The following is a 22,099-nucleotide window of genomic DNA, read 5'->3' as shown; positions in this document are numbered from 1 at the left end:
ATGTCTGAAACACCAAACAGCACCATCCGCCGTGTAGCCGTTGTGACGGGTGCCGGACGGGGGATCGGTGCCGCCGTCGCCATGCGGCTTGCCGCTGACGGAAACGCCGTCGCCGTCATCGACCTGCGGGAGCAGGATACGGAGCGGACCGTCGAGGCCATCCGCGCGGCCGGAGGCACGGCGCTCGGCATCGGCGCCGACGTTTCCGATGCAGCCGCCGTCGAACAGGCGGTGGAGCGGATCGCCGCGGAGCTGGGTCCGCCCACCATCCTGGTCAACAATGCCGGGATCCTCCGGGACAACCTGCTGTTCAAGATGAGCGAGACGGACTGGGATGCCGTGATGGGTGTCCATCTGCGCGGGGCGTTCCTGATGAGCCGGGCGGTGCAGGCACATCAGGTGAAGGAGGAATGGGGACGCATCATCAACCTTTCCTCCACCTCGGCCCTGGGCAACCGGGGGCAGGCGAACTATGCCGCCGCCAAGGCGGGCATCCAGGGATTCACCAAGACCCTGGCGATAGAACTGGGCCGGTACAACGTCACGGTCAATGCCATTGCACCCGGCTTCATTGAAACCGACATGACGCGGGCGACGGCGGAGCGGATAGGCGTGCCGTTTGAGGATTTCGTGGCGCACGCTGCCAAGGAGATCCCGGTGGGCCGGCCGGGCAAACCGGAGGACATTGCTGCGGCAGCATCCTTCTTCGCACGGGATGATGCCTCCTTTGTCTCCGGCCAGGTCCTTTACGTCGCCGGCGGACCGAAGGCCTAGCGGTGGCCCGGTTCAGCTCCGTGGAGGAGCTCAAAGCTGCGGTGGGTCAGACGGAAACCAGCGACTGGATCACCATTGACCAGGAACGGGTGAACCAATTTGCCGATGCCACCGATGACCACCAGTGGATCCATGTTGACCCGGAACGCGCCAAACAGGGTCCCTTCGGCGGACCGATAGCCCACGGCTACCTGAGCCTGGCACTGCTGCCGGCGCTCGCCTCGGGCCGCTTCCGGGTGGACGGGATGGTGATGGGCGTGAACTACGGCCTGGACCGGGTACGCTTCCCGCATCCCGTACCCGTGGGAAGCCGGGTCCGGGCACATTCGGAGATCGCTTCCGTGGAGCCCGTGGCCCAGGGGGTGCGGGTGAAGCTGCTGGTCACCATCGAGATTGAGGGCGTGGACAAGCCGGCAGCCGTGGCGGAGTCCATTTCCCTCTACGTCCTGGGCTAGCAGTAATCTTCCCGTCCCGCGGACCGGAAGGAAGCACAAACAGCCGGGGCCCGTCCGTTTGGACGGGCCCCGGCTGTTTGTGGTTCGGAACTACGCTGTGGGTCCGGAACTACGCTGTGGGTCCGCAACTACGCTGTGGGTCCGGAACTACTGTGAGCCCGGACCTACTCCGGCAGCCCGTCGGCCGGCATGGCCGGGCGCTCTTCGGTGTACTCCGTGACCTCGTCGCCGGAGACCACGTACGGAGTGCCGAAATAGGACTGTACGCCGTCCTGCACCTCGGTCAGCATCGCGCCGGTGTACCCCTGGTGGCTGTCCTCACTGAATCCCAGCGGCGTGTGGCCGTTACCGGTGACATTGCCGGATTCAAGTGCCTCGAGCAGGGATTCGCGGGTGGGGTTCTCGCCTGCTTCCTTCAGCGCCTCGACAAACAGGTAGCCGATGGACATGCCAAAGATAGTGTTCCCGTCAAAGGCGGCCCCGCCGTTGTATTCCTCGTTGATCTCCTTGAACTTTGCGGTCCATTCGTCCTCGGTGTCCGAGTAGCCGGGAAGGTAGTTCGCACTGACAAAGCCCTGCAGCAGTGCGTTGGTGTTTTCGCCGAGGTAGCCGGAGAGGGTGTTGAAATCGCCGCCGGCGGAGGAGGCCATCCACTGCGGGAAGTAGTCCAGCTTTGCTGCCGTGCCCACTGCCTGCGCGCTGAAGCCGTTGATCGTGGCCAGGAAGTTGACCTCGCAGCCCGCTGCCTTCATGGCGCTGATCTGGGCTGCAATGTCGGTGTTGGCGGTGGAGTAGACCTGGGTGCTGGCCAGGCCGTCGGCGCCGACCACGGATTCCACCCCGGCCTGGAACTCTTCGCCGAAGTCGTCATCCTGGCCAAAGAAGCAGTAGGTCGCATCCGGGAACTCTTCCATGGCGTGGGTGGCCAGGATCCGGGATTCCGTGGGGTAGTCCACCATAAAACCGTAGGTGTACGGGTAATCCTCGGGCTGGTTCCAGGTGGGACTGCCGGATGCGACAAACAGATCCGGAACCTCGTTGTCGTTGACGAAGTCGAGCACGGCGCTGTGCGGCGGCGTGCCGAGCCCGCCCACCAGGGCAAATACTTCGTCCTGGAGCACCATTTCGCGTACGGCTGTCTGCGTGTTGGCGGGGTTGTAGCCGTCATCCTTGACGATGTATTCAATGGTGCGGCCGTTCACCCCGCCGTTTTCATTCACATAGTCGAAGTAGGCCTTCGTGGCGGGGGAGATGGTGGCATAGCCGGCGGCTGCAGGGCCGGTCAGCGGTTGGTGGGTACCCACGGTGACCGTGGTGTCCGTGATGCCCGGCACGTCTTCGGCTGCGGCGTCGGAACCTCCTTCCGGTGAAGCGCAGGAGGCGAGACCAAGGGCTGCAGCTGCCAGGACAGCGGCACCTATGCGGAGCGGAGAACTAGTCATCATTGACCTTTCTGGGTTGCGGGTAGCTCCGCCGACTGGTGCCGGTCGGATAGCGGAAGAGACGGGGCAGGCAGCTGGTCGGCGGCCGCGGCTGCCGGAGCTGATGAGGGGGCTGACGAGCGGGCAGATCCGGCTCCGGGCCTGCGCCGAAGTTTCAGGAGCAGGCCCTGGATGCCCTGCGGGGCAAGCAGGATCACCAGGATGAGGACCAGTCCGAAGATGGCTACGGAAAGGTTGCCGTCCAGCCGTTGGGCCAGGTCCGCAGGCAATGCCAGCCGCGCCGTGGCACTGCTGATCAGGTGCGGCAGGGCCACCAGGAGCAGGGCGCCCCAGACCGCGCCGGTCAGGGAACCGATACCGCCGACGACGGCGGCCATCAGCAGGAAGAGGGAGAAGACCAGGGAGTACGCGCCGGGGCTGGCGCTCTGCGTGGTGTAGGCCAGCAGGCCGCCGCCCATGCCTGCCGCTGCGGAACTGACCACGAAGGCGGTGACCTTGGTGCGTGCCGGGTTGATCCCGGCGAGCGCTGCGGCCACGGAATTGTCCCGAACTGCCCGCAGCTCCCGGCCGAAGCGTCCATGCAGCAGGTTTGCCAGCACGGTGAGAACCAGTACGGCGCAGATGACGGCGAGCCACGCCTGCCACGCCTCATTGGAGACGGTGCCGCGCAGCGACGTCGGACGCTTTTCCACGGTGATCCACAGCCCCTGGTCGCCGCCGAGGACGGCGGAGAACGTGCTGGTCACTGCGGGCAGTGCCACCACCAGCGCCATGGTGAAGCCGGCCAGATAAGGCCCGTGCAACCGCCCCGCGGCGAGTCCGATCACCAGGCCAAGCAGCGCTGCTCCCAGCACCGCGGCCAGCAACGGAAGGACCAGCAGCAGCGGGCCTTCCACGCCGGCGTCGGACATCGTGTTGGCGCTCAGCGCGTAACTGTAGGCGCCCGCTGCCATCAGTGCCGCCTGCCCGAGGGAGAGCTGTCCGCCGGCGCCGGTAAGCAGGGTGAGGCCGGCGATTCCGCACAGGTAGGCGCAGACGGTGGCCAGCTGGTAGGAGGTGAAGGACGGTATGACGAACGTCAGCCCGATCAGCCCGGCAGCAATGACGGCGGCAAACAGATACCGTTTGGGGACGCTCATACTGTTCGCTCCTTCGTCATGGAAAAGATGCCGCCGGGCCGGATCAGCAGCACGGCCAGGAGGAGTACAAGGATGGCCACGGGAGCCAGGGTGGCGCCCAGATAGCCGCTGACCCAGCTGAGCAGCACGCCGACGGCGAGCCCGCCCAGCACGGCCCCGGCCGGTGAATCCAGCCCGCCGATCACCGCAACGGTGAAGGCGTAGACAAACACCGTGTCCGCGGCATGGGGGTTCAGGCCCAGTTCGGTGGGGATGACCAGCAGGGCGGCAAGGGCGCCCAGGGCCGAGGACATGGCCCAGCCCAGCGTCAGCATCCGGGACGTGCGCACCCCCAGCAGCCGGGCGAGATCCGGAGCGAAGGCTGAGGCGCGCAGCCGCAGGCCGAGCGGGGTCCTGGTGAACAGCAGTACCAGTCCGCCTACGAGTACGGCGATGCAGGCGAAGACGAAGAGGTCATAGGAGGAGACGGCGGTGATGCCGAAGATTTCCACCGGATTGGAGCTGAACGGGGTCACCATGGTTCGGTAGCTGTTTCCGAAGATCATGCCCAGGACCGCCTGGATCAGCATCAGCAGTCCCAGCCCCGCGATTACGGGATTCAGCGGGGAGGTGTTGCCCACGAAGCGCATGACTCCGCGTTCCACTATGGCGCCGATGAGGAAACCCGCGGCGAGCGCGGCGGCCAGCCCGGCCCAGTAGTTGCCGGTCAGTGCGGTGACGGTGAAGGCAATGTACGTTGCCGCCACTGCCATGGCGCCCTGGGCGAAGTTCACTATCCGCGCCGCACGCCAGATGAGGACCAGGGAGAGCGCGAAGGCTGCCAGCACGGCACCGCGTGCGAGCCCGTCAAAGGTGAGAAAAAGGAATCTGTCCATTAGAACCCCAGGTAGGTGTGGCGGAGGTCGGTGTCCCCGGCCAGTTCGGCGGCAGGCCGGGAGGCGACTACCCGGCCCAGGTTGAGGACAACACCGTGGTCGGCGACGGCGAGCGCGCTGCGGACGTTCTGTTCAATAAGCAGGACGGTCAGTCCGGTATCGTCCCGGAGGCGGCGCAGCATGCCCAGGATCTGGGCGGTGACTTTGGGGGCAAGCCCCAGGGAGGGCTCATCCAGCAGGAGCAGCGACGGGGCAGCCATCAGCGCCCGGCCGAGCGCAAGCATCTGGCGCTCGCCGCCGGAGAGCTGGTGTCCGGCTGCCTTCCGACGGCGGGCCAGCGGTTCAAACAGGTCGTACATGTCCGCGAGCACGGCAGTTGCCGCCTTGCGGTCCTGGCGCCACAGGCCGCCCAGACGCAGGTTCTCCTCCACGGTCAGTTCCGTAATGACCCCGCGGCCCTCCGGAACCAGTGCCACACCGTGGCGGACCATGTCCTCGACCGGGACACGGCTGAGGTCTGCACCGTTGCCGAGGCGGATAGTGCCTGCGGTGGGGCGCACCTGGCCGGTGATGGTGCGCAGCAGGGTGGTTTTCCCTGCCCCGTTGGCCCCCACGACGGCGGTGATGGAGCCGTCCTCCACATTCAGGTTGATGCCGTGCAGCACCTGGACGGCACCGTAGCCGGCGCTGATATCCGCCAGGACCAGTCCGCCGCTCATGCCACCTCAACTCCCAGGTAGGCATCCGCGACGGCGGGGTCGGCACCGATCTCCGCCGGTGTCCCCTCGGCGATCAGTCGGCCGAAGTCCAGGACGGCAATGCGGTCACAGACTGCCATCACCAGGTCCACATGGTGTTCCACCAGGACAACCGAGCATCCGTCACCCGGCACGGTGCGGATGATGTTGGCGAGTTCCTCGATGTCTTCGTGGCCCAGTCCGCCGGCGGGTTCATCGAGCAGCAGCAGCCTCGGTTCGGAGACGAGGGCACGGGCCAGGGCCACCTTCTTGCGGATGCCGTAGGGCAGGGTGTCAGGCAGGGCGTCGGCGTATGCGGCGACGCCGAGCAGGTCCAGGGCTTCCATGGCGCGGACGGCGAGGCGTTTTTCGTCCCGGACGGCTCCCGGCAGTGCCAGCAGCCCCAGTCCGCGGTGCGATGTTGCAGCCAGCCCGGCGGCAACGTTCTGCCGGACGGAAAGCCCCGGGAACAGGCCCAGGCCCTGCAGCGTGCGGGCTACGCCGTGGCGGGTCAGGCGGTGCGGTTTGGGCGTGAACCCGCTCCCGTCGAGTTCCAGGCTGCCTCCGCTGGGGGGAAAGACGCCGCAAATCACGTTGAAAAGCGTGGTCTTTCCGGCGCCGTTGGGGCCCATGACGCCTATGATCCGGCCGGCGGGAATGTCCAGGGACACCGAGTCCAGGGCGGTCAGCCCGCCGAACCGGACGGTGATGTTGTCCAACCGGAGGCGGGGTGGTTCCGACCGGTCGGTATGTTGCTCCTGCATGAGTACTCCATCGTCTCTGCTCTTACCTTGCGTGCTTTTCCGTGCTCGGGTGGCGCGTGTGCTGCGGTGCTGCGGTGCTGAGGGAGGTGCGGTGGTGCCGGTGGTGCCGTGGTGCCCGTAATGCGGTATTGCGGTGGTGCCGTGGTGCCGGTTTTGCGGTGGTGCCGGAGGTGCGGTGGTGCTGGTTTTGCGGTGGTGCCGTGGTGCGGTGGTGCCGGTGGTGCCGTGGTGCCGTGGTGCTGGGCGGGCTGGGGTTACTTCGCCTGCAGTCCCGCCAGGTAGAGGTCGGTCAACTGCGCCGCCACTGCCTCGCGGCTGATGGCCCCTCCGGGGGAGTACCAGTAGGAGAGGTAGTGCGGATCGGAGAAGAAATTCGCTGCGAGGACCGGAATGGGGATATCGGTGCGGAACACCCCGTCTTCCTGGCCACGGACCAGGATGCCGGTGAACGCCTTGTTGAACTCGCGCCGTCTGCGCTGCACCTCTTCGAGCCGGTCTTCGCTGAGCATGTGCTGGGAGCGGAAGAACACCGTCCCTTCCCGGATCCAGTCAATGGACGTGCTGACCAGGTCCTCGCAGACCAGGCGCATGGTTTCGGCTGCCGGCAATCCGCGGCTGATGATCTCGGTAAGGTGCTCGTGCTGGAGGGTCAGGATGCGGTCATAGATGTCGAAGAGCAGGTCATCCTTGGAATTGAAGTAGTGATAGAGCGCCCCTTTGGTCACGCCGGCTGCATCCACGATTTGCTGGACACTGGTTTTGGCGTAGCCCTGCCGCGCGAAGAGCTCCACGGATGTCCGTGCCAGCTCTTCCTTGATATTCATGGTCTTCATGCAGCAGTGTCCGGGTTCTCGTGTCGTGGCCCGGCGGTTTCCAGTTCGGACCGACCGGTTGGTATGTGCGAACACCATAACCCCGGCAGGCCGGTTCTGCGCAAGGTTTTTGGGAATTTTGTTTTCGGCGGGGCGGCCGGCCGGCCAAGCAGGCGCTGCCGCTAGGGTTTGGTGAATGTCGAACTTTCCCCACCCGCCCCTTCCCTTTACCCCGGCCGGGCCGGGATTCCCGGGCTGGAACATGCCAGCGTCCGTACCCCGCGGAATGCGCATGGAGTTGAGCAGGGCGCGGCTGCTGGACGGTGCAGAGTCATCCTTCGATGACTGGATGGAGATGTTGCATAAACGCTACGACGAATGTTTGGCCACGCTCGAGCGTGAGCTGATGGCTGTGGAAGCGACGTTCCTGAACCAGGAAGCAGACGGTTCGTGGTGGATGTACCACTTCCAGCTGAGAGGACAGGACAGTCCGGGGCTCATTCCGGACAATTCCCTGGATCAGGCGCACCTTGCGTACGGAATGAAAACGAAGCATCCCGGGTGGGAAGAACTGGAGCCCAGGTTCTTCCTGGCCCCTCCGCATGTCCGGGCAGTAGTGGAAAGTGCCGGCCGTGCCGGAACGGAAGCCCGGGATGTTTCCTGAGCGTGTCTGACGCGGTTGGGCCTGATATTCGCTGGTAGCCTCCCGAACAGACTGCCGGCGACCGGTGCCGCGGTCACTTCCTATGGGGGAACCGATGGCTGCTGTGCGGCGCTACGTCTTTCCGATTCTGTGGCTGGTGGTCTTTGCCGTTATCGCCGCCGCTCTGTTCAAGCTCGCTTTCATTGACGGGATGCGGGCTGATGCCGCAGCCGTCGGTGAGCAGCCGTCGGCGCAGCTCACCACGCCGCTGGTGCCTGCTGCGCTGGGCACGGTAACCAACCTCGTGGCTGTTCAGGGTTCGGTTATCAGTGATCCGCTCGTGAGCGTCAGGAGCACGGCTGAGGGCACCGTCGAGTTCATCTACGTCGAGGCAGGACAGAACGTGCTCAAGGGGGAGCCGCTGTTCCAGGTGAAAACGCTGCTGGAGCTCCCGGAACCGGTGGGAGATGAACGGGGACCTGCCGCGCCGCCCGCTTACGCATACAACGACGTCGTTGCCACCGCGGCAGGGACAGTCGCCGAACTGATGGTCCTGCCCAAACAACAACTCACGGTGGGAGCGGAGGCCGCGTCCCTGGACCCGGGGACATATTCGGTCACGGGCACCCTGACCAGCGACCAGCAGTTCCGGATCCTCGACCGGACAAATACCGCACGGGTGAGTATCAACGGCGGTCCGGCGCCCTTCCCCTGCAGCAACGTGAGCATGGGCGGCACGCCGGCGACGGACACCGGGGTCAGCGCCCAGGCCCAGCGTGTTCCCGCCGGGTCGGGCCAGGAACAGCCGGAAGCGTCCGGAAGCGTCCGCTGCACCGTGCCGGCCGATGTTCCCGTCTTCGCCGGGCTTGGTGCCACCATCGAGATCACTGCCGGTCACGCCGAAAACGTGGTCACGGTGCCGACGACGGCGGTCCGGGGCAGTGTGCAGACGGGGATCGTATGGGTCGCTCCCGGCGAGGCGGGACCGGATAGCGCCGGAGACGCGGTGGAACGGGAAGTGGGCCTTGGCCTGAATGACGGCAGCACAGTGGAAATTGTCTCCGGACTGGCAGAAGGGGAAATGGTCCTGCAGTTTGTTCCCGGCGCTGCAGCAGACATTGATCCGATGACGGGTATGCCCGGAGTGATGGGCGGGTGAGCATCGCCGAGTCCGCCGGTGAACACACTGCCGGTGAACATACGGAAGGTGAACACACTGCCCGCGAGCGGTGTGTCGGGCGACAGCGTGACCGGCGACAGCGTGTCGGGCGCATCGATGATGAGGGGATGCCGGTGTCCCTGCATGAGGACGGTGCATTGGTGTCACTCTCGGGAGTGGCACGGGTAGTCAGTCTTCCCGGGCGTGCCCCGCTGCAGATCCTCGCCGGGGTGGATTTGACCGTGTATCCGGGGGACCATGTTTCAATTGTCGGCCGGTCCGGTTCGGGCAAGTCCACCCTGCTGAACATTCTTGGCCTGCTGGATGTGCCCAGTGCCGGTGAGATGGTCTTCGGCACGGAACCGGTGGAAAGGATGAGTGAGCGCCGCAGAGCCGCAGCCAGGGGAGCGTCAGTAGGGTTCATTTTCCAGCAGTTCAACCTGCTGGCTGAACGCACGGCGCTGGAAAACGTCATGACCCCGCTGCTGTACGCCCGCGGCAGGCAGTTCTGGCAGCGGGAGCAGCTCGCCGGCGCCATGCTGGAGCGGGTGGGCCTGGGGAAGCGGCTGCAGGACCGGCCCGCGAGGCTTTCGGGTGGAGAACAGCAGCGCGTAGCGATTGCCCGTGCCCTGGTACGTTCGCCCCGGCTGATCCTGGCCGATGAACCCACCGGCGCCCTGGACATCGCCACGGGTGCATCCGTGATGGCCCTGCTGGCGGAGGTGGCAGCGGAATCCGGGGCCGCCCTGGTGACCATCACGCACGACCCGAAGGTGGCAGCCCTGGCCAGCCGGCACTATCTGCTTCAGGACGGCGTCCTGGAACCTGGACGGCAGGCGGCGGCATGAGCCTTTCCGGTGTTGTCGCCTCTCTTGCGGAGGCCTGGACAGAGCTTCGGATTCATAAAACCCGCGTGCTGCTCGCGCTGATCGGTGTCGCTCTGTCCGTTGCCGCGCTGACCTCGGTTGTCGCGCTGGGCAATATGGTGCGCGAATCGATTGCGCAGGGCAGCGAAGCGCAGAGCGGCCGTCCGGCGACCCTGACGGTGGTGGTGTACCAGCGCGACGGCTCCGCCATGGATGCCGAGAGCGTGACTGCTGCTTTCCGGGACGTGGCACAGCGGTATTCGGTGGAGTATTCCTCTTTGACCCATCAGGCTCTTGTGCCGTTTCAGCTGCCGAACGGGGTGATGCCGGTGCAGACGCAGGTTGTGGACCCCGCCTATGCCAAGATGCGTCGCATTCCGATGGTCGAAGGTGCCTGGTTCACGGCGGAAGACGCGCAGAGACTGGCTCCCGCCGTCGTCGTTAATGAGGCGTTCCACCGGCAGATGGGCAGTCCGGACCTGAGGCACCATCCGGTGGTCCGCATCGAATCCGGCAGGCCGTTGGACGCCGTCGTTGTGGGCGTGCGGCGTGACCAGTACTCTGACGAACCTCCGGCAGCCATTCTGCTCAGCGATGCGTTTGCGGGGCTGGGGCTGAACGTAGAGGCGCCAAGCCTGGAGCTGTGGGTCCCGGAGGAACTGGGAGAACCGCTGATTCCCGCGATAACGGGCGATCTGGCGGCACAGTTTCCGGGCGCCGACGTGGACGCATACCGGACGGATTATGCCGCTTACGGCGATCCGTTGGGCGGTCTGACCTGGGCGGTAGGCGGCATTGCCGCGCTGGTGATGCTGCTCGGGGCAGTCGGTCTGTTGAACATTTCGATGGTGACCGTGAAGTACCGGATCAGGGAAATCGGCATCCGGCGCAGTTTCGGAGCTACCTCCGGACGGATTTTCTTCGGCGTCATGTTGGAGTCCGTTGTTGCCACTTTTGCTGCGGGTGTTGTGGGCGTTATGGCCGCTGTGGCGGTGGTGAAGCTGCCAGTGGTCCAACGGGTGATCGGCGGCGGCATCGCCGAGCTGCCGCCGTTCCCCGTGGAAGCCGCGCTGATAGGGCTGGGTTCGGCGACGCTGGTAGGTGCCCTGGCCGGGCTTGTCCCGGCGCTGGTGGCGGTGAGGGTAAAGGTCATCGACGCGATTCGCTACTGATCCGGTCCCTTGCGCTTGCCGGCCGGGCGCGGGGAATCGTGGCGGGGGTTTCCAGGTCTTTATGCGCCTAAAGTTCTCCGGTGCTTTTCAACACTGGGAGCTTTCTAGGTTTTATGGGTCGGAGGAAGTCCTCTAGGGCTGTCCAACCCCGGGAACCATAAAAAGCAGAGAGACCCCGCAGCTGGGCTGCGGGGTCTCTCTGTGTCTCAAAGTGCCCTCGATAGGATTCGAACCTACGGCCTGTTGCTCCGGAGGCAACCGCTCTATCCCCTGAGCTACGAGGGCAAGGACACCGGTAAACCGGACGTCCTGTGGGACTCAAGAAGCTTAGCAGGTTTCCGCGGGTCGGGGAAAACCTCGCAGGCTGAGGCGAAATGTGGAGAAGGTCCAGGATGGTGCGCGGGCTCATAGGACACGTCGCCGGGATTCCTGGCGGGGGATGCGAGGAACCGTAGCGGGGGAGCCTCCCAGGTCTTTATGCGCCGGAAATTCTCGAGCGCTGTCCAATCCGCTTCGGGCAGGTAGCGGCTGGCAAAAAGACGGGTATCTGGAGTTTTCCGAGGTGCCGTTTTGCGCCGGTTTTTGACCCTGAAATGTCAGTGCCGGATGAAATCCTGAAGCATGGATCAGGACAGGAAATCCGGGTGCGGAACCGGAATACCGGCCGGCACGGACCTTCCACGGGAAGGGGCGGCCGACAATGCGGATGCGCCCGGGAAACCGTCCCCGGCCCCGACCAGTCTCGCGGTATATCGTGCCGACCCTGCAGGCGAAGCTGTCGCACGGTCCGCGGACGCCATGCCCGCCGAGAGTCCCATGGGTGCAGCCAGTCCCTTAGCTTCAGATGCCATGCCCGCTGCAAGTTCCACGCGTACAGCCAGCGGCACTGCTTCCACCAGTCCCGCGGGCGCCCCCGGCAATGCGGAATGCTCAGGCAACATTTATCCGGACGGATTTACCGGAACCCTGGCTCTGGCGAATCTTGAGTCCTGCGACGAAGTGACCACGGGCGAAGCTCTGGGCCGAATGGCACATTTGATTGCCTGGGCGCAGGCGCAGCAAGCCCGGCTGATGAACCGCATGCAGGAGGCCTTCCGGGACAGCTACCGGGAAGCCTCCGGCCGGCTGGAACCGGGCATGGCCTTCAGCCTCGCCTCCGCCGAGTGCGCGGCCATCCTAAGAGTCCCGCAAATGACGGCACAACGGCTGATGGACGAGGCCTGCAGGCTCTGCGGCCCGCACGCCGCCACCCTCACCGCCCTGGAGGAAGGCACGCTCGGCTACCCGCATGCGCAAGTGGTTCTGGAGCAGTGCGAGAACGTTCCCGCTGCTGACCTGCCGGAACTCGAAGCGGACCTGCTCAGCGCTGCCGAAGGTCAGACCCGGGCACAGTTCTCCGCCAAAGCCCGCAGACTGCGGGAGAAGAAATATCCGCAAACCATTCCTGCTCGGCACCAAAGCGCGTTCGAGAAACGGAAGGTCACCCTGGATCCGGTTGAGGACGGCATGTCCTGGCTCTCGGCCCTTCTGCCGGCACCGGAAGCCCAGCAGATTTACACTGCCCTGAGCACCTCCGCCCAGGGAGAACAGGCGGACGGGGACCCGCGGAGCAGGGACCAGTTGCGTGCCGACATCCTGGCCCAACTGCTGATGGGCGGCATGGGATCAGCCCGCAGCCAGCGCGCGGGCAGGCCCGGCTGTGGAGGGCACGCAGGCGCGGCCGACGGTGCTGGTCACACGGGCTGCACCGACGGTGGAGATCACCCGGGCAGGCCCGACGGTGGAGGCCACGAAGACAAAACCGGTGCCGGGCTCACCGATCCGGACGATATTGGCAGCATCCCGCGGGCCGAGATCATGGTGCTGATCAGCGCTGAAACCCTCTTCGGTGCTGACGAGGAACCCGCCGAGCTCCACGGCTACGGACCCATCAGCGCCGAAGCGGCCCGCCGGCTGGCTCGCAACGCTACCCGCTGGACCGGACTCGTCCGGGATCCGCGCACCGGAGAGATCCTGGGTGTGGGCAGGCGCCGGAAAGTCCCCGCCGGACTCGCCCGCTGGCTCCGGGCACGGGACGGGACCTGCCGGTTCCCGGGATGCCGGGTCAGTACCGGGGTGACCGAGATTGACCACACCAAAGATTGGGCCAAGGGCGGGAACACTGAGCATTCGAACCTGGCTCACCTGTGCCGGAGGCATCACCGGTTCAAGACTCTGGGTTATTGGAAGGCCTGCCAACCTTCGCCGGGGGTGTTGGAATGGACTTCGCCCACCGGCCGGGTCTACCGGACCGAGCCCTTCCTGGAACTGGCGGGCGCGGATCCAAACGCCCGCTCTGTCCACGGACCGGAAGAGGTACCCCCGTTCTGACGAGGTTCGTCCCACGTCGAAGCCGTCCGGCAGCGGAAGGAGGTTGGATGCCCGCTGTCGGTGATCGCAGAGTGGGAGGTGCGGGCCGGGCAGCGGTGGGACGTGTGGCGTAGGAACGGTTGGCGCCACGCGGCCGGTAGTAGGCGGCCGGTAATAGTAGGGCCGGCGGTACGGGTTCGGCTGTGGTGGGACGGATGTCGCTGCGCGGTCGGTAGTCGGCGGCAGTGCTGGCGTGGTGCGGGGTCCTGGCATGGCCCGGTGCATTGCTGGCGAGCAATACCCCGGAACCACAACACCCCGAAACTAGTACCCCAGGAACGGATCCGTTCTCACACGCCGGCCACCGGCCTCGCGGACCGCCTTGCGCGCTGAGGCTACGGCCTGCGGTGAGCCGGAAACATATATCGCCCGCGATGCAAGATCGGGAACTTCCCGCTTCAGCACGTCCGCACCTGGAAGCCCCGGACCAAGCCAGGTCCCGCCGGCAAAACCGGGATCTGTCGGCGTACAGATCAGGACCCGGACGTCCAGCTCCTGCAGCTCGGCTGCATAGGCCAGCTCGTCAATGGAGGAAGCGGCATACACCAGGACGACGTCCCGGCCCTCTCCGCAGGCCTGCCGCAACTGGCTGATAAACGGCGTAATGCCGATACCGGAAGCAATCATGAGCACCGGTTTTGTCGTGTCCCGGGGCAGCAGGAAATCCCCGGCCACAGCGGTAGCTGTCACTTCGGCACCCGGACGCATCTTCAGCAGCGACTTCTTGAAGCTGCTGGACGGGTCTGCCACCCGCAGCCCCGCCGCTACGGTGTCCGGTGCAGACGGGGCCGTGGTGATGCTGAAAATGCGGCGGGAGCCGCGCGAGTCCGGCTCGAAATGCGGCACGGCAAGCTCCAGGTACTGGCCGGCACGGTACCGGACCGGACGCGTTGGTTCGAAAACAAGTTCGCGTGCAGTGGGCGTGAGCGCCCGGGATGACTTCAGCCGCAGCCGCACAGCTCCGCGCTGACCCGTCGCGAAGGCCAGAGCATTGCCAATCAGCAGCGCGAGTTCGGGAGACATGGCCACCGGCCCCAGCGAGAACGGCACGGCAAACAGCACGCCGACGACGGCGGCCTCGGCCAGACGCTGCCAGCGCAGCGGAGGCAGGGTCAGCGGTTCGGTGAGCATAAAGCCGGCCAGGAAGACGATGGGATAGGAACCGGCAATGATGGTCAGCGCCTCGACCGGTGCTTCACCGGCAGCAAGGAAGCGGACAAAGATGATCGCCGCGGCGGTGAGGACAAACACTCCGGCCATCGGCAGCAGCCGGTTGCGGTACAGGATCAGGACGGAGGCCGGTAATACGGCTACGAGCATCCACGGAGTGGCCACCCACCAGACCGCGCCGCCCAACCCGGCCGCTGCCACCACAAAGGCGCCTACTGCCGCGGGGTTGAAAATGTGCCGGCGCCGGACGGCCAGCACATATTTGGACGCGGTTGCCACGGCCGCCGCCAGCGCCACAATGCCCAGCTGGGCACCGTCGGTGCCCGGCCAGAACAGGAAGTACAGGATCAGGCCCGTGATCAGGGAGGAGTCGGTCTGCGGCCGGGTACGCAGCAGCAGTCCGGCCACCCGGCTGGTCACCAGGGCGGAGGCAACTGCCGTGGCGGCGGTCGCGGCGAGCTCTGTAGGTGTGTAAAAAAGCACCCCGGTAAGCGAGAGCACAAAGGACCAGAGCACGCAGGCAAGCAGCAGCCAGACCGTGAGCCGGTACATGGTCCAGCGGCCCAGGAAGGTATTGAGGGTGCGCGGCTGCGCCGGGGCGGAAACACTCATGTAAACAGGACTCCAGCCATTGCAGGGGAATAGTCGGCCCGGCCGTCGGTAAACATCCGGACATAATCAAACTCGAATTCGGCAGCCAGCTCCCGCGGTTCGGCGAAGAACAGGGCGGTGGCCAGGCCATCGGCGGTTCGGGTATCGGCCGCCAGCGTCCAGGTTGCTGCCACTGCCTGGACCGGAGCCCCGGTCCGGGCATCCAGGACGTGGTGCAGCCCGTCCCCCCACTGCCGGCGGTTCACCGCCGAGGCGCACAGGGAACGGTTCCTGACGGAAAGGACGCCAACAGCCCGCGCCGCGTCATAGGGATACTCCAGGGCCACCCGCAGGGCAGTGCCGCCGGCATGGCGCAGATCCGAACCGGCATCCACCACATACTCCCGGTGCCCGGCGGATTCCAGCACGGCGGACACCAGGTCCACCAGCTGGCCCTTGCCGGCCGCTCCGATGTCCAAGGTCACCGGCGCGGTGGTCCTGACCTCTACCACGGAGCGACCGGCCGACCAGGACACGGTGTCAGTCCAGTCAGCAGCGGGAGAAGGGGCGCCCGAGGCACGGAAGCTGTACCCGGCGTCGTACCCCAGAACCTCCAGTGAACGCCCGACCAGGGGATTAACGGCGCCGCGGGTGAGCCGGTGCAATGTGTCGAAAAGCTCCAGCAGCGGGGCAGCGGAAGCGGGCAGCTCGAAGCTTCCGGCGCCCTCCGCCATCCGCGCCACGGTGGAATCGCTGCGGAAACGCGAATAGGTGCGGTCATAGCCCTCGACCAGTTCCGCCACAGCCGCCTGGGTCGGAGCGTCCAGCGGCTCGGCAGTGGAGAGCGTCCACTGTGTGCCGATGGCTTCGAACCCGAGGGAATGCATGGGCTAGGACGCCGCCACGGAGCGGATGGCGTCCAGTGCCCGGTTGAAGCCCTGGCTGGTCAGCGAGGAACCTGCCACTTTGTCCACGTCCAGCTCGTCAATGTTCTTACCCACCACCTGCTTCTGGATGTTGGAGGTGAACTCGCGCTGGTACTGCTTGGACTGCAGGTTCTTGCCCGAGGTTTCCACTTCCAGCTCGGTGACCACGTTGCCCTCGAGCGTGAGCTTCACGTCCACGTCTTCGGAAGTGCCCGACGGCGGGATGTAGCTGCCGGTGCCGGAGTACTCGCCGTCGGTGTACTTTCCTGAGGCAGCGGATCCGGAACCGGCAGCCCCGGAGGCATCAGACACGGCGGGGGACTGCGCGGGGGACTGGGCAGGGGATTCACTGGTAGGGCCGGCGGGTGCGGCAGTATCGGCTTCCTCGCCAGCGGCACATCCTGCCGCGGACAGCAGGGACAGGCCGGCGGCGGCACACAGCAGGGACTTGCTCGCTCGGTTCACGGTTCTCCTCGGTGGTGGGGGTTCCCCGGATGGGAATCTCTGCAGGGGTCAAACCCGGGCTTCCTCTTTATTACATCGCATCATGGCGGCAGCGGCTGAGCCGGCACAGGGTAAGGCCCGTCATAGTCAACGGGGGCACGGCCGTACCCGGCTATGCTTAACCGGTGACTCCTGAAGAACTTTCCTCCGCCGTAACTGCCTGCCTCCAAGACGCCATCGATGCCGGTGACTTCAGCATTGAACTGCCGGGGGAGGTGCGCGTGGAGCGCCCCAAGAACCGGGACCACGGTGACTGGGCCACCAACATTGCCCTGCAGCTCTCCAAGCAGGCCGGCATGAATCCCCGCCAGTTTGCCGAAATCCTCAAGGGCCGCCTCGAGCAGATCGACGGCGTGGCCAAGGTGGACATCGCCGGCCCCGGCTTCCTGAACATCACCCTCGACGCGGGTGCCGCGGGTGAACTGGTCAAGACGATTGTCGACGCCGGTCCCGCGTACGGCACCTCCGAAATCCTCAAGGGCACCCGGATCAACCTGGAGTTCGTTTCCGCCAACCCCACCGGCCCGATCCACCTCGGCGGCACCCGCTGGGCCGCCGTCGGCGATGCCCTGGCCCGGGTCTTCGAATCCCAGGGTGCCGATGTCACCCGCGAGTACTACTTCAATGACCACGGCGCGCAGATCGACCGCTTCGCCCGCTCCCTGCTCGCTTCGGCCAAGGGCGAACCCGCGCCGGAAGACGGCTACGCCGGCGAATACATCGTGGACATCGCCAACCGCGTGCTGGCCGCCGAGCCGGGCATCGTGGACCTGCCCGACGACGAAGCGCAGGAACGCTTCCGTGCCGTCGGTGTGGACTTTATGTTCGGCGACATCAAGGAATCCCTGCACAACTTCGGCGTGGACTTTGACGTCTTCTTCCACGAGGACTCCCTGCACGAAGGCGGCCAGGTGGAGAAGCTCCTGGAACAGCTCAAGGGCTCGGAAAACCTGTACGAAAAGGACGGCGCCTGGTGGCTGAACTCCTCCGAGTTCGGTGACGACAAGGACCGTGTGGTCATCAAGTCGGACGGCAACGCCGCCTACATTGCCGGCGACATTGCCTACATCCAGAACAAGCGCGAGCGCGGCTTCGATCTGAACGTCTACATGCTCGGCGCAGACCACCACGGCTACGTGGCCCGCCTGAAGGCCGCCGCCGCCGCACTGGGCCATGACCCCGAATGCGTGGAGGTCCTGATCGGCCAGATGGTCAACCTGGTCAGGGACGGCAAGCCGGTCCGTATGTCCAAGCGTGCAGGCACCGTGGTTACCCTCGAAGACCTGGTGGACGCCGTGGGCGTGGACGCAGCCCGCTACACACTGGCCCGCTTCTCCGCAGATTCCAACATCGACGTGGACCTGGACCTGCTGACCAAGCGCAGCAACGAGAACCCTGTGTTCTACGTCCAGTACGCCCATGCCCGCACGCACGCCCTGGCCCGCAACGCCGAGGCCGCCGGCGTGGATGACTCCGCTTTCGACGCCTCGCTGCTGACCCACCCCACCGAAAGCGCACTGCTTGCCGCGCTGGGCCAGTACCCCGGCGTCGTCGCCCAGGCCAGCGCCTTCCGTGAACCGCACCGCGTGGCCCGCCACCTGGAGGTCATCGCCGGCACCTACCACCGCTGGTATGACGCCTGCCGGATCGCACCCCAGGGTGACGAGGAAATCACCGACACCAACCGCACCCGGCTGTGGCTGAACCTCGCCGCACGCCAGGTCCTGGCCAACGGCCTGGACCTGCTGGGAGTTTCCGCACCCGAACGGATGTAAGTAATGACTGCTTCACCCCTGGCCCCCGCCTGGCTGAGCCACCCGGAGGACCCCAATGCCCTGCGCCCGCAGATGTGGGCGCGCGACGTACGGCGGGGGGAGGCCGGGGAGCTGGAAATCTCCGGCATTCCCGTCTCCCGGATTGCGGAGGACTTCGGCACTCCGGCCTTCGTGATGTCCGAAGATGATTTCCGCGCCCGGGCCCGTGACTTCAAGGACTCCTTTGACGCCGCGTTCGCACCGCTGTGCGGGGGAGTGGACGTCTACTACGCGGGCAAGTCCTTCCTCTGCACCGAGGTGGCCCGCTGGGTCGATTCCGAGGGGCTGCGCCTGGACACCTGCTCCGGCGGGGAGCTGGCTGTGGCCCGCCGCGCCGGGTTGCCCGGCAGCCGGCTGGGCCTGCACGGCAACAACAAGTCGGTGGCCGAACTGACCCGTGCTCTGGACATGGAGCTGGGCCGGATTGTGGTGGACAGCCTGGGTGAGCTGGAACTGCTCGGGCAGCTGGCGGCGTCCCGCGGCGAACGCGCCAACGTGATGCTGCGCCTGACCCCGGGCGTGCATGCCTCCACGCACGAATTCATTGCCACCGCCCACGAGGACCAGAAGTTCGGCCTGTCCATGGTCGCCGATCCGGAGCTGGACGGACGTTCCCCGGCTCTGACGGCGGTGGAAACGGCGCTGAAGCACGACGGCGTGAACCTGGTGGGCGTGCACTGCCACATAGGTTCGCAGATCTTCGACGCGGCCGGCTTCGAGGAGGCCGCACGCAGGCTGCTGGGTTTCCTGGCCGAGGTCAAAGCTGCCTACGGCGTCGAACTGGCCGAGCTGGACCTGGGCGGCGGTTACGGCATCGCCTACACCGAAGCCGATACCCCGCGCCCGCCGGCCGAGATCGCCAATGCGATGGCCGCCGTCGTTGGCAGCACTTGCGCTGACCTGGGCCTTTCAGTGCCGAGGATTTCCATTGAGCCCGGCCGGGCCATTGTGGGGCCGAGCACCTTCACGCTCTACCGCACCGGAACCATCAAAACGGTGCGGGTGGACACGCCCGACGGCGGCACCTCCCCGCGGCGCTACGTAAGCGTGGACGGCGGCATGAGCGATAACGCCCGTCCGGTACTGTACGGCGCGGACTATTCCGCGGTGCTGGCCTCCCGCGTCTCCGAACATGACGCGGTTATTTCGCGGGTGGTTGGCAAACACTGCGAAAGCGGGGACATAGTAGTGCGGGACGTCTACCTGCCCGGTGACGTAGCCGCGTCGGACCTGCTGGCCGTTCCGGGTACCGGAGCCTACTGCTGGGTGCTTTCGAGCAACTACAACTATGTACCCCGTCCGCCCGTTGTCGCAGTGCGGAACGGAACCGCGCGGCTGATTGTGCGCGGCGAGACCGAAGACGACCTGTTGGCACGCGACGTTTCCTAACCGTTAGAGGAGTTGGCACGCACATTGAAGACCCTGAGAGTAGCCCTGCTGGGATGCGGAAACGTGGGATCGCAGGTTGCCCGGATCCTCATTGACGACGCCGCGGACCTCACCGCCCGCCTCGGCGCACGCCTGGAGCTGACCGGCATCGCCGTGCGCAACGTTGATGCTCCCCGCGATGTTGACCTGCCCGCGGAGCTGTTCACCACGGATGCCGAGGCGCTGGTCAAGGACGCGGACATTGTCATTGAGCTGATGGGCGGCATGGAGCCGGCGCGCACCCTGATCCTGCATGCCCTGGGCCACGGCGCCGCCGTGGTCACCGGCAACAAGGCACTGCTGGCCGCCGACGGCGCGGCCCTGTATGAGAAGGCCGACGCCGCCGGCGTCCAGCTTTCCTACGAGGCAGCCGTGGCCGGCGCCATTCCGATCCTGCGGCCCATCCGTGACAGCCTCTCCGGCGACCGGATCACCAAGGTCATGGGCATTGTCAACGGCACCACCAACTACATCCTGGACGCCATGGACACCACCGGTGCCCAGTTCGGCGACGCCCTGGCCGAGGCCCAGCGGCTGGGCTACGCGGAAGCGGATCCCACTGCCGACGTTGAGGGCCACGACGCCGCCGCCAAGGGCGCCATTCTCGCGTCCCTGGCCTTCCATACAGACTTTGACCTTTCAGCCGTGTCCTGCGAGGGCATCAGCTCGGTCACGGCCGAAGACATGAGCGCCGCGAAGGACGCCGGCTTCGTCATTAAGCTGCTCGCCATCGCGGAGAAATTCTCCGACGGGGACAACGGCGAAGGCGTCAGCGTGCGGGTGCACCCCACCCTGCTGCCGCGCCGGCATCCGCTGGCTGCCGTGCACGGAGCCTTCAACGCCGTGTTCGTCGAGGCGGAGAATGCCGGCGAACTGATGTTCTACGGGCAGGGCGCCGGCGGTGCACCCACCGCCTCGGCCGTGATGGGCGACGTCGTCACCGCGGCCCGGCGGCTGGTCCTTGGCGGTCCCGTGCCGGCCGGGCAGGCCTCCGGGCACCTGCCGGCCCTGCCTTTGGAGAAGGTCACCACGAGCTACTCGATTGGCCTGGAGGTGGCAGACCAGCCGGGTGTGCTGGCCGCCGTCGCCCGTGTCTTCTCCGAACACGGCGTCTCCATCGAGACCATGCGCCAGACCATCCACGGTGAAGGAGCCAGCGCCGAGCTGCGCTTCGTCACGCACCGTGCATCCGAGGCCGCACTGGCGGCCACCGTCGAGGCCATCAAAAACCTCGATGTCATCACGAACGTCAAATCCGTACTGCGGGTAGAAGGAGTCTGAGCCGTGGCTCACCAATGGCGCGGCGTTATCCGCGAATACGCCGAACGGCTGCCGGTCACCGACAGCACCGAAGTCATCACCCTGGGGGAGGGCGGTACCCCGCTGGTCCATGCCAAGGCACTCTCCGAGCTGACCGGTTCCACGGTCTACCTCAAGGTCGAGGGCATGAACCCCACCGGGTCCTTCAAGGACCGCGGCATGACCATGGCCATGACCGCTGCCGTGGAATCCGGTGCCAAGGCCGTTGTCTGCGCGTCTACCGGCAACACCAGTGCCTCCGCTGCCGCCTACGCCACGCAGGCGGGCATCACCTGTGCCGTCCTGGTTCCGGACGGCAAGATCTCCATGGGAAAGCTCAGCCAGGCCATCGCGCACGGCGCCCAGCTGCTGCAGGTCCGCGGCAACTTCGACAACTGCCTTGAGGTGGCCCGCAAGCTCGCCGAGGCGTACCCGGTTTTCCTGGTGAACTCCGTGAACCCGGCCCGCATCGAGGGACAGAAGACCGCATCCTTCGAAGTGGTGGACTACCTCGGGGACGCCCCGGATTACCACCTGCTGCCCGTCGGCAACGCCGGCAACATCACCGCGTACTGGAAGGGCTACACGGAGTACGCCGCGCCCTACACCAACGTGGCCGGTGAGGAAATTGCGCCGGTAGCCACCAAAACCCCGCACATGTGGGGCTTCCAGGCAGAAGGCGCCTCGCCGCTGGTGAAGGGCCATCCGGTGACGGACCCGGACACCATTGCCACCGCCATCCGGATCGGCAACCCGGCATCCTGGGATGCCGCCATCGCAGCTCGCGATGAATCCGGCGGACTTATCGAAGCCGTCACGGACACCGAGATCCTGGAGGCGCACCGCTGGCTCTCCTCCCGCGAGGGCGTTTTCGTGGAACCGGCCTCCGCCGCAGGCGTTGCCGGACTGTTGAAGAAGCACGCCGCGGGCGAGGTGCCTGCGGGCAAGACCATTGTCATTACGGTCACCGGGCACGGCCTGAAGGATCCGCAGTGGGCCCTGCGCACCGCCGACGGTTCGGAGGTGGAGCCCACCAAGGTGGACTTCGACGTCGTCAGCGTTGCTGCGGCACTGGGGCTGGAAGCAGCCGCACCTGCCGCCGGTACCAAGTAGGACCGCC

At 66.1% G+C, this 22,099-nt stretch carries 20 protein-coding genes and 1 tRNA gene; 11 read left to right on the top strand and 10 right to left on the bottom strand.

Features of this window, described 5'->3' with window-relative positions; genetic code table 11:
- Positions 1-774 (top strand): 3-oxoacyl-ACP reductase FabG, encoded by a 774-nt coding sequence (gene fabG, locus MUK71_RS11295; protein WP_227929478.1) that lies wholly within the window; start codon positions 1-3, stop codon positions 772-774.
- Positions 775-776: 2 nt separating this feature from the next.
- Positions 777-1,229 (top strand): MaoC family dehydratase, encoded by a 453-nt coding sequence (locus tag MUK71_RS11290; protein WP_227903389.1) that lies wholly within the window; start codon positions 777-779, stop codon positions 1,227-1,229.
- A 164-nt stretch (positions 1,230-1,393) separates the two neighbouring features.
- On the opposite strand, the gene MUK71_RS11285 is transcribed toward MUK71_RS11290, so the two are convergent.
- From MUK71_RS11285 to MUK71_RS11260, 6 genes are all read right to left on the bottom strand, one after another.
- A complete protein-coding gene (locus MUK71_RS11285; protein ID WP_227929479.1) occupies positions 1,394-2,671 on the bottom strand; it encodes an ABC transporter substrate-binding protein in 1,278 nt (425 codons plus the stop codon).
- Entirely contained in the window at positions 2,671-3,810 is a 1,140-nt protein-coding gene (locus MUK71_RS11280) for a branched-chain amino acid ABC transporter permease (RefSeq protein ID WP_227929480.1), read from the bottom strand. Before MUK71_RS11280 ends, MUK71_RS11285 begins: the two co-directional genes overlap by 1 nt.
- Positions 3,807-4,685: a branched-chain amino acid ABC transporter permease gene (locus MUK71_RS11275; RefSeq protein ID WP_227903385.1), complete on the bottom strand. Its 879-nt coding sequence runs from the start codon at positions 4,683-4,685 to the stop codon at positions 3,807-3,809. Before MUK71_RS11275 ends, MUK71_RS11280 begins: the two co-directional genes overlap by 4 nt.
- Positions 4,685-5,404 carry an ABC transporter ATP-binding protein gene (locus MUK71_RS11270; protein WP_227929481.1) on the bottom strand — a complete coding sequence of 240 codons (720 nt, stop codon included), beginning with the start codon at positions 5,402-5,404 and terminating at the stop codon, positions 4,685-4,687. Before MUK71_RS11270 ends, MUK71_RS11275 begins: the two co-directional genes overlap by 1 nt.
- Positions 5,401-6,186, bottom strand: a complete 786-nt coding sequence (locus MUK71_RS11265; protein ID WP_227929482.1) for an ABC transporter ATP-binding protein — start codon at positions 6,184-6,186, stop codon at positions 5,401-5,403. Before MUK71_RS11265 ends, MUK71_RS11270 begins: the two co-directional genes overlap by 4 nt.
- A 254-nt stretch (positions 6,187-6,440) precedes the next feature.
- The gene (locus tag MUK71_RS11260) at positions 6,441-7,019 is read right to left on the bottom strand and encodes a TetR/AcrR family transcriptional regulator (protein ID WP_227903382.1); all 579 of its coding nucleotides are present in this window, start codon (positions 7,017-7,019) and stop codon (positions 6,441-6,443) included.
- A gap of 271 nt (positions 7,020-7,290) precedes the next feature.
- Here MUK71_RS11260 and MUK71_RS11255 point away from each other — a divergent pair, with 271 nt between their 5' ends.
- The 4 genes from MUK71_RS11255 (at position 7,291) to MUK71_RS11240 (ending at position 10,838) form a co-directional block, all read left to right on the top strand.
- Positions 7,291-7,662, top strand: coding sequence for a DUF6176 family protein (locus MUK71_RS11255; protein ID WP_227929483.1), 372 nt, complete (start codon positions 7,291-7,293; stop codon positions 7,660-7,662).
- Positions 7,663-7,756: 94 nt separating this feature from the next.
- Positions 7,757-8,800 (top strand): efflux RND transporter periplasmic adaptor subunit, encoded by a 1,044-nt coding sequence (locus MUK71_RS11250; protein WP_227903381.1) that lies wholly within the window; start codon positions 7,757-7,759, stop codon positions 8,798-8,800.
- A gap of 128 nt (positions 8,801-8,928) precedes the next feature.
- A complete protein-coding gene (locus MUK71_RS11245) occupies positions 8,929-9,648 on the top strand; it encodes an ABC transporter ATP-binding protein (RefSeq protein ID WP_227929536.1) in 720 nt (239 codons plus the stop codon).
- Positions 9,645-10,838, top strand: coding sequence for an ABC transporter permease (locus tag MUK71_RS11240; RefSeq protein WP_227929484.1), 1,194 nt, complete (start codon positions 9,645-9,647; stop codon positions 10,836-10,838). The genes MUK71_RS11245 and MUK71_RS11240 overlap by 4 nt, the downstream gene beginning before the upstream one ends.
- A gap of 212 nt (positions 10,839-11,050) precedes the next feature.
- Here the strand turns inward: MUK71_RS11240 and MUK71_RS11235 are convergent.
- Positions 11,051-11,123, bottom strand: a tRNA-Arg gene (locus tag MUK71_RS11235).
- A 564-nt stretch (positions 11,124-11,687) separates the two neighbouring features.
- Here MUK71_RS11235 and MUK71_RS11230 point away from each other — a divergent pair.
- Entirely contained in the window at positions 11,688-13,208 is a 1,521-nt protein-coding gene (locus tag MUK71_RS11230; protein ID WP_227929485.1) for an HNH endonuclease signature motif containing protein, read from the top strand.
- Between the two features lie 303 nt (positions 13,209-13,511).
- Here the strand turns inward: MUK71_RS11230 and MUK71_RS11225 are convergent, their stop codons facing one another.
- From MUK71_RS11225 to MUK71_RS11215, 3 genes are read right to left on the bottom strand one after another with little or no spacing between them, the layout of a single operon-like run.
- Complete coding sequence (locus MUK71_RS11225) at positions 13,512-15,029, bottom strand: FAD-dependent oxidoreductase (protein ID WP_227929486.1); 1,518 nt, start codon at positions 15,027-15,029, stop codon at positions 13,512-13,514.
- Complete coding sequence (locus tag MUK71_RS11220; protein WP_227903374.1) at positions 15,026-15,895, bottom strand: FAD:protein FMN transferase; 870 nt, start codon at positions 15,893-15,895, stop codon at positions 15,026-15,028. Before MUK71_RS11220 ends, MUK71_RS11225 begins: the two co-directional genes overlap by 4 nt.
- Before the next feature lie 3 nt (positions 15,896-15,898).
- The gene (locus tag MUK71_RS11215) at positions 15,899-16,399 is read right to left on the bottom strand and encodes an FMN-binding protein (protein WP_227903373.1); all 501 of its coding nucleotides are present in this window, start codon (positions 16,397-16,399) and stop codon (positions 15,899-15,901) included.
- A 164-nt stretch (positions 16,400-16,563) separates the two neighbouring features.
- Between MUK71_RS11215 and argS the strand changes: the two genes are divergently transcribed.
- Genes argS through thrC form a run of 4 tightly spaced genes read left to right on the top strand, consistent with a single transcriptional unit; the run spans position 16,564 to position 22,092 of the window.
- Positions 16,564-18,213: an arginine--tRNA ligase gene (argS, locus tag MUK71_RS11210; protein WP_227929487.1), complete on the top strand. Its 1,650-nt coding sequence runs from the start codon at positions 16,564-16,566 to the stop codon at positions 18,211-18,213.
- Between the two features lie 3 nt (positions 18,214-18,216).
- Positions 18,217-19,641 carry a diaminopimelate decarboxylase gene (gene lysA / locus MUK71_RS11205; RefSeq protein WP_227929488.1) on the top strand — a complete coding sequence of 475 codons (1,425 nt, stop codon included), beginning with the start codon at positions 18,217-18,219 and terminating at the stop codon, positions 19,639-19,641.
- Between the two features lie 24 nt (positions 19,642-19,665).
- Positions 19,666-20,961 carry a homoserine dehydrogenase gene (locus tag MUK71_RS11200; RefSeq protein WP_227929537.1) on the top strand — a complete coding sequence of 432 codons (1,296 nt, stop codon included), beginning with the start codon at positions 19,666-19,668 and terminating at the stop codon, positions 20,959-20,961.
- 3 nt (positions 20,962-20,964) lie between these two features.
- Entirely contained in the window at positions 20,965-22,092 is a 1,128-nt protein-coding gene (gene thrC, locus MUK71_RS11195; RefSeq protein WP_227903366.1) for a threonine synthase, read from the top strand.
- The last annotated feature ends 7 nt before the right edge of the window (positions 22,093-22,099 follow it).

This window comes from Arthrobacter zhangbolii (assembly GCF_022869865.1).
Taxonomy (GTDB): Bacteria; Actinomycetota; Actinomycetes; order Actinomycetales; family Micrococcaceae; genus Arthrobacter_B; species Arthrobacter_B zhangbolii.
The sequence above is the reverse complement of the archived record's forward strand: the minus strand, read 5'-3'. Positions and strand labels throughout refer to the sequence as shown.